Source organism: Parvibaculum sp., assembly GCF_049672805.1.
Taxonomy (GTDB): domain Bacteria; phylum Pseudomonadota; class Alphaproteobacteria; order Parvibaculales; family Parvibaculaceae; genus Parvibaculum.
In genome coordinates this window covers 1-6,893 of record NZ_JBATWS010000433.1, presented here as the reverse complement: position 1 = coordinate 6,893, position 6,893 = coordinate 1, and the positions used below count along the sequence as shown (strand labels likewise).

Below are 6,893 nucleotides of genomic sequence, written 5' to 3'. Positions count from 1 at the left end.
GAAAGCCATATGCTCGAGCATGTGGGAAACACCATGCTCCCGCGCCGTTTCATGACGCGCGCCGGTATTCACCCAGACGCCGACAGATGCCGTCTGAAGGTGGGGCATGCTGTCCGTCACAATGGTGAGGCCGTTTTCAAGGCGGGTCACTTCAACGGACATCGGCATACTCCTTCATTTACAACACGCACATCACGAACACGGATATCGGGCGGGCTTCAGGCAGCCACGGAACGCGCCCGTTCGCGGATAAAAGCCTGAACCGCGCCGAGATCATTCGGAAGGGCGGCAAGTCTCTCCTCTCGCGTAAAGAGATCGGCCATGGCGGGCGGCAGCTCCGGGTGGACCCCCGTTGCGGCATTCACCGCATCCGGGAATTTTGCCGGATGGGCCGTGGCAAGCGTGACCATCGGCACCGATGTATCGCCCCGCAACTTTGCCGCGGCGGCAAGACCCACAGCAGACTGAGGATCGACCAGTTCGCCCGTCTCCTCGCGCAAGCGGGAGATGGTGGCCCTGGTCTCGTCCTCATCAATACGCGCCGCGCCAAACTGCGCCTTTATGGCCTCATGGCGCACAGTATCAATCTCGAAGGCGCCGGACTGGCTGAGGCTCTGCATCAGGCGCGTCACTGCCGCGCCATCACGGCCATAGGCATCGAACAGAAGGCGCTCGAAATTGGATGAGACCTGAATATCCATGCTGGGGCTGATGGTCGGGACGACCGTACCGACCTCATAGCGCGCTGTTTCCAGCGTGCGGGCGAGAATGTCGTTTACATTGGTTGCGACGATGAGCTTTGCCACCGGCAAGCCCATGCGCGCGGCCGCATAGCCCGCGAAAATATCGCCGAAATTGCCCGTCGGCACCGAGAAAGCGACCGGGCGCGCGGGCGCGCCGAGCGCAACAGCGCTGGTGAAGAAATAGACGATCTGGGCCATGACCCGGCCCCAATTGATCGAGTTCACGCCGGCAAGGCTCACCTCATCGCGGAAGGCGAGGTCGTTGAACATCGCCTTGACCAGCGCCTGACAATCATCAAACGAGCCTTCAATGGCGATGTTGTGGACATTGGCGTCCAGCACTGTCGTCATCTGGCGGCGCTGGACTTCGGAGACGCGGCCTTTCGGATGCAGGATGAAAATGTCCGTCGCGTCGCGGCCCCGGAAGGCTTCGATGGCGGCAGAGCCGGTGTCGCCGGATGTGGCGCCAACAACGGTGATGCGCCTGCCCTTCTTCTCCAGCACATGATCAAAAAGACGGGCGAGGATCTGCATCGCCACGTCCTTGAAGGCGAGCGTCGGACCATGAAACAGTTCCAGCAGCCAGTCATTCGGCGCGATTTGCCGCAATGGCACAACGGTGCGATGCCGGAAAGAGGCATAGGCCGCAGCGATCATATCCTGAAGGTCGGCATCGCCTATGCTGTCGCCGATATAGGGCCGCATGACGCGAAAGGCGGTTTCCTCGTAAGAGAGCCCGGCCAGCGCCTTGATCTTGCGCTCGCTCAGTTGCGGCCATTCAACGGGCACATAGAGGCCGCCATCACGGGCGAGGCCCGTGAGCAAGGCATCCTCGAATTCAAGCTCCGGAGCGCTGCCCCGCGTGCTGACGTACTTCACCATAATCTCCAGGATAGCCTGCCCCGGCCTTACGCCGGGGTTGGACGGGGCGTAACCTAACCGGGCCTGCGCGTGCTGGCAAACAAACTCGGCATCAGCCTGAAAACTTCTTTATATACAGCTATTTAGAGAGATAACGCCTGTTTATATGGCGACGGAAGGCGCTCACACCAAGAGGCTCTCCTGTCGCATGCAGGATGATCTCATCCGGTGTCATGCGCGCCCCAATGCCATGCACTTTCTCACGCACGAAGCGGGTGAGCGGGGCGAAATCGCCCTGCCCCAGCGCCGCTTCAAGCCCCGGCTCTGCCTGCTTCGCCGCTGCGAAGAGCTGTGCTGCAGCAAGTGCGCCGAGCGTATAGGTCGGGAAATAGCCGAAAGAACCGGACGGCCAGTGAATGTCCTGCATGCAGCCGCTCGCATCGTCGGGCGGGGTGATGCCAAGCAGGCTCTGCATCCCGTCATTCCAAGCCGCCGGGAGATCGCGGGCCTCAAGATCACCCGCAATCATCGCCCGCTCGAGCCGGTAGCGCAGCATGACATGGAGCGGATAGGTCACTTCGTCGGCCTGCACGCGGATCAGACTCGGGCGCACCTTGCGATAGTGGCGAAGGATGTTGTCCACCTCCCAGGCGGGGCCATTGCCACCGAATGCCGCCCGGAAATGGGGCGTGAGGAATGCAATGAAGCCTTCCGTGCGGGCCGCCTGCATTTCATAAAGCAGGGACTGGCTTTCATGGATCGTCATGCCCCGCGCACGGCCCACGGGCTGGCCGCGCCACTCAGCCGGAAGACCGCGCTCATAAAGCGAATGGCCGGTTTCGTGGATCACGGCCATGAGGCTTTCGGTGAAATCCGCCTCGTCATAGCGGGTGGTGATACGGCTGTCGTCCGGCACGCCGCCGGTGAAGGGATGGTGGCTCACATCGAGCCTGCCATGCGCGAAATCAAAGCCCATCAGGCGCATCACCTCGCGGCCAAGCTCTTCCTGACGCGCGACCGGAAACGGACCTTCAGGTACAAGGGGAGCAGCTTCGCTCGCCTGATGCTCCATCACCTCGCGCAGCAGATCGGGGAGAAAGGCTTCAAGCTCCGCGAAGAGCCTGTCGATGTCGCTCGCGCGGCGGCCGGGGTCATAGCTGTCCAGCAAGGCATCATAAGGCGAGAGGCCAAGCGCCTCGGCCTTGGCGGCGGCCTGTTCGCGCACAAGGCTGATCAGCTTGTCAAGCGCGGGGGCGAGACTCGCATAGTCATTTGCAGCGCGGGCTCGGCGCCAGATCATTTCCGTCTCGGATTTCTGACGCGAAAGCCGCATCACGAGGTCAGCGGGTGTAGCGGTGGCATGGGCGTGGATGCGCACCATCTCGGCGAGGTTTGCGCGGTCCCATTCGCCAAGAGAGGACGCGGCATCCTCTGCCTCGGCGAGCAGTTCCGCCGTGTCAGGCGCGGTCAGCGTTTCATGGGCGATGAGGGAAAGAACGGCTTGCTGCTCGGCGCGGGCAGCAGCACCCCCTTCCGGCATCATGGTCGCGCGGTCCCAATGCAGCACCGCTTGCGCGCCTCCAAGGGCGGAGAGACGGTTGAAGCGATCCTTCAGCGCCTCATAGGCGGCGGTCGAGTTACGCAATGTCATTTGGCTCAGGGTCTTCCGATGCGCCCGTTTGCACGGTGATAGAGGAGATAGATGATGAGGAGAGTGGCGGCGAGGCTGAACCATGTCAGCGCATAATCGAGATGATTGTTCGAAAGCTCGGGCCGTGTCGCGCCGGCCTTCGGATATTCACCCGGAAAGGAGCCTGGCTCTGCATCAATGATGAAGGGCGCGACAAGGGCCACATCAAGCGTTGCGCCCATTGCCGCAGGATCGCGCACCATCCAGACATTCTTTTCAGGATCGTCCACACCATCAAAGGCTCCGCGTGTAGCGGGCGCGCGGAGGATGCCGGTAAAGCGGAGCGGTGCGCCGTCTGCGCTTTCCGGTATACCGCCATGAGCATCCGTCTCTTTCAGATGCGCGGGGACGAAGCCGCGATTGACGAGAACGACAGCCCCTTCCGTTACTTCGAGTGGCGAGATCACGGCATAGCCGGGCGTGCCTTTTGCATTTTGCTGGAAATAATGGAACTCGCGCGCGAGGAAGCGGCCCTCAAGCTGAAAGCGCGTATATTCTTCCTTATAGGGATCAATTTCTCCCCATTCTTCCGGCGCAGGAAAGGGCGCAGGATCAGCCACCATCCGCTGTTCGAGCTTTACGAGAAGCGCCTCTTTCCATTCAAGCCGATCGAGCTGCCAGAAACCGAGGCCGAGCAGCACGGGCAGAGCCGCCAGCGTGAACAATGTCGGCCAGAGCAGAGGGCGGAAGAAGCGGTTCTGCGCACCCCTCATTTTTCCTGCCGCCCTTCTGATGCGTCATGGCGGAATTGCTGCGCGACGAGCCAGCCCTTCAAGGGACGGATAAGGCCGACCGTGAAAGCGAGTGTGACAGGAATCCAGATCAGGGCGTGAACCCAGTAAGGCGGCGACCAGGTGAACTCCACCCAGAGCACGAGCCCGACAATCACAAAGCCTGCAAGCAGGATGATAAAGACGGCAGGACCATCTCCTGAATCCGCAAAGGCGAGATCCAGCCCGCAATTGCTGCAACTCGGCGTGACATTGAGGAAGCCGCGAAAGAGCTTGCCCTTGCCGCAGCGCGGACAGCACCCCTTCAATCCCACTTCAAGCGACGAAGGCGCGGAATATTTGCTTTCCATGATCGGCCTATTTGAAAACCACGAGGGCGGGCCGCTTGTCGCGCACCCGCCCCCATTTTCACTTTCCTGATCTCACCCGCGCAAGGCCGGAGCCTCGCCCGAGGTTCACTTAGTGGGCAGCGACCACGCCGCCAAAGCCGCCCCAGACATAGATGGCGAAGAACAGGAAGATCCAGACCACGTCAACGAAGTGCCAGTACCAGGCAGCCGCTTCGAAGCCGAAATGGGCCTTCGGCGTGAAGTCGCCCTTCATCGAGCGGATCAGGCAGACGATCAGGAAGATCGTGCCGACCAGAACGTGGAAACCATGGAAGCCTGTCGCCATGAAGAAGGTGGCGCTGTAGATGCTGCCGCTGAAGCCGAAGGCTGCATGGGCATATTCATAGGCCTGCACGCCTGTGAAAACGAGGCCAAGCAGCACGGTGAGCGCGAGACCCCGGACAAGGCCCTTGCGATCATCATGCAGCAGCGCGTGATGTGCCCAGGTGACCGTGGTGCCGGAGGTCAGCAGGATCAGCGTATTGATGAGCGGCAGGTGCCAGGGATCGAAGACTTCGATGCCCTGCGGCGGCCAGATACCACCCGTATGCGTGGTGCGCGCTTCCTGAATAGCTTCGCCGGGGAAAAGGCTCGCATCGAAGAAGGCCCAGAACCACGCGACGAAGAACATCACTTCGGAAGCGATGAAGAGGATCATGCCGTAGCGCAAATGAAGCTGCACGACAGGCGTGTGATCACCGCGACGACCCTCGCGGACCACGTCACGCCACCAGCCATACATCGTGTAGAAGATGATGGCGAGGCCGATCAGCATGGTCCAGATCGGAGAACCATGCATATAGATCACAAAGCCGATCGCCGCCACGAAGGCGCCCAGTGCACCCACGAACGGCCAGGGGCTCGGATCGACGAGATGATAATCGTGTTTCTTGGCGTGGGCGTCAGCCATGTCCCCTCTTCTCCGCTTCAGCGCACCGAATTGACGGCGGCGCTACCAATCAAACCCTTAAACCCTGTTCCGGTGTCCGGTCGGGGCGTTTCTTCTGAAAGCAATGCGTCGGCGTCACAGCGGCCGGTTCACGACATTGCCTCCAAGTTTCACAATCGTCACCACGAAGAACAGAATGATCAGGCCGGCAAGCGTCCAGGCAATGGCGAGATTGCGCTGCCTGCGGCGCTTGACCTGCTCTTCTGTCCAGTGCGGCGCCGCGATCTTGTGGCGCTCGCTTTCATCTTGGTTCTGCATGGATCAGCCTCACAGAACCGGGATCAGCGCGTTACCGCTGAGCCCCAGCATTTTCTCGATGAGCAGCAGCGAGAAAATGAGGAAAAGATAGAGAATCGAATAGGCGAAAAGCCCTTTGGCCGCCTTGTCCTGTAAAGCCCCCGGTTCCGCGCGCCAGACGCGATAGGCGCAGACAAGGAAGCCCGCGCCCAGCAGCGCCGCTGCTGCGGTATAAAGAAGCCCGGCAAAACCCATGAAGCCCGGCGCCAGCGTGACAGGCACCAGCGCCAGAGAATAAAGCATGATCTGGCGGCGCGTTTCCCGCTCGCCAGAGACGACCGGCATCATAGGCACACCGACTTTCTCATAATCTTCGGAGCGGAAAAGCGCGAGCGCCCAGAAATGGGGCGGCGTCCAGATGAAGATGATGAGGAACAGCACGAAAGATTCGAGCGTGACCGTGCCTGTAACCGCGGCCCAGCCGATCATGGGCGGGAAGGCACCGGCGGCACCACCGATCACGATGTTCTGCGGCGTGCGACGCTTCAGCCACACCGTGTAAATGCCGATATAGAAGAAGATGGTGAAAGCGAGGAGCGCTGCCGCGATCCAGTTCACCAGCACACCCATCGTCATCACGGACAGAACGGAAAGGATCGAGCCGAAGACGGCGGCTTCCGAAGGTGTAACGCGACCGGACGGAATGGGACGGTTGACGGTGCGCGCCATCTTCCGGTCGATATCGGCGTCGTACCACATATTCAGTGCGCCGGATGCGCCCGCGCCGACCGCAATGCAGAGCAACGCCGTAAAGCCGATCACCGGATGAATGCTTCCCGGCGCAACAACGATGCCGACAAGCGCAGTGAAGATGACCAGCGACATGACGCGCGGCTTCAGCAGCTCGAAAAAGTCGCGCGCACTTCCCATCCCGCCTTCGGGCAGGCTGTGCGAACGATTATTGCTGAAAGCCGTATCCGACATGAAATCCGCTTTTTGTTCTCCCGGTTTTGCCGGGTAACAGGCAAAGGTGCTCCGGCCGGGAGATACCCCGGCCGGAGCGGCTTATTATTTGATCCGCGGCAGTTCCGAGAACTGGTGGTACGGAGGCGGCGAGGACAGCGTCCACTCCAGCGTCGTCGCACCTTCGCCCCACGGATTGTCGGCCGCCTTTTCCTTCTTCAAGAAGGCCTGAGCCACACCGAAGAGGAACACGAGGACACCGAAGGCCGAGATGTAGGAACCGATCGAGGAAACTTCATTCCACGTCGCGTAGGCATCGGGGAAGTCCGC

At 60.9% G+C, this 6,893-nt stretch carries 8 protein-coding genes and 1 pseudogene; all 9 read right to left on the bottom strand.

The window, feature by feature from the left end; genetic code table 11:
- A partial coding sequence (locus WBF74_RS13545; protein ID WP_424440800.1) for an insulinase family protein occupies positions 1-162 on the bottom strand: 162 nt, incomplete at its 3' end.
- 56 nt (positions 163-218) lie between these two features.
- Positions 219-1,622: a threonine synthase gene (gene thrC, locus WBF74_RS13540; protein ID WP_424440798.1), complete on the bottom strand. Its 1,404-nt coding sequence runs from the start codon at positions 1,620-1,622 to the stop codon at positions 219-221.
- Positions 1,623-1,743: 121 nt separating this feature from the next.
- Complete coding sequence (locus tag WBF74_RS13535) at positions 1,744-3,255, bottom strand: carboxypeptidase M32 (protein ID WP_424440796.1); 1,512 nt, start codon at positions 3,253-3,255, stop codon at positions 1,744-1,746.
- Positions 3,256-3,260: 5 nt separating this feature from the next.
- Positions 3,261-4,007, bottom strand: a complete 747-nt coding sequence (locus WBF74_RS13530; protein WP_424440794.1) for an SURF1 family protein — start codon at positions 4,005-4,007, stop codon at positions 3,261-3,263.
- Entirely contained in the window at positions 4,004-4,375 is a 372-nt protein-coding gene (locus tag WBF74_RS13525; RefSeq protein ID WP_424440792.1) for a DUF983 domain-containing protein, read from the bottom strand. Before WBF74_RS13525 ends, WBF74_RS13530 begins: the two co-directional genes overlap by 4 nt.
- A gap of 109 nt (positions 4,376-4,484) precedes the next feature.
- Entirely contained in the window at positions 4,485-5,324 is an 840-nt protein-coding gene (locus WBF74_RS13520; RefSeq protein WP_424440790.1) for a cytochrome c oxidase subunit 3, read from the bottom strand.
- A gap of 114 nt (positions 5,325-5,438) precedes the next feature.
- The gene (locus WBF74_RS13515) at positions 5,439-5,621 is read right to left on the bottom strand and encodes a hypothetical protein (RefSeq protein ID WP_424440788.1); all 183 of its coding nucleotides are present in this window, start codon (positions 5,619-5,621) and stop codon (positions 5,439-5,441) included.
- Between the two features lie 9 nt (positions 5,622-5,630).
- Positions 5,631-6,584, bottom strand: a complete 954-nt coding sequence (locus WBF74_RS13510; protein ID WP_424440786.1) for a heme o synthase — start codon at positions 6,582-6,584, stop codon at positions 5,631-5,633.
- Between the two features lie 84 nt (positions 6,585-6,668).
- Positions 6,669-6,893, bottom strand: a pseudogene (locus WBF74_RS13505) (cytochrome c oxidase subunit I); the annotation flags it as partial.

Bases quoted from the DNA above. Each gene is read 5' to 3' on its own strand.
- WBF74_RS13535 (WP_424440796.1), bottom strand. From the start codon at position 3,255: ATGACATTGCGTAACTCGACCGCCGCCTATGAGGCGCTGAAGGATCGC.
- WBF74_RS13520 (WP_424440790.1), bottom strand. From the start codon at position 5,324: ATGGCTGACGCCCACGCCAAGAAACACGATTATCATCTCGTCGATCCG.
- WBF74_RS13530 (WP_424440794.1), bottom strand. From the start codon at position 4,007: ATGAGGGGTGCGCAGAACCGCTTCTTCCGCCCTCTGCTCTGGCCGACA.
- WBF74_RS13525 (WP_424440792.1), bottom strand. From the start codon at position 4,375: ATGGAAAGCAAATATTCCGCGCCTTCGTCGCTTGAAGTGGGATTGAAG.
- WBF74_RS13510 (WP_424440786.1), bottom strand. From the start codon at position 6,584: ATGTCGGATACGGCTTTCAGCAATAATCGTTCGCACAGCCTGCCCGAA.
- WBF74_RS13515 (WP_424440788.1), bottom strand. From the start codon at position 5,621: ATGCAGAACCAAGATGAAAGCGAGCGCCACAAGATCGCGGCGCCGCAC.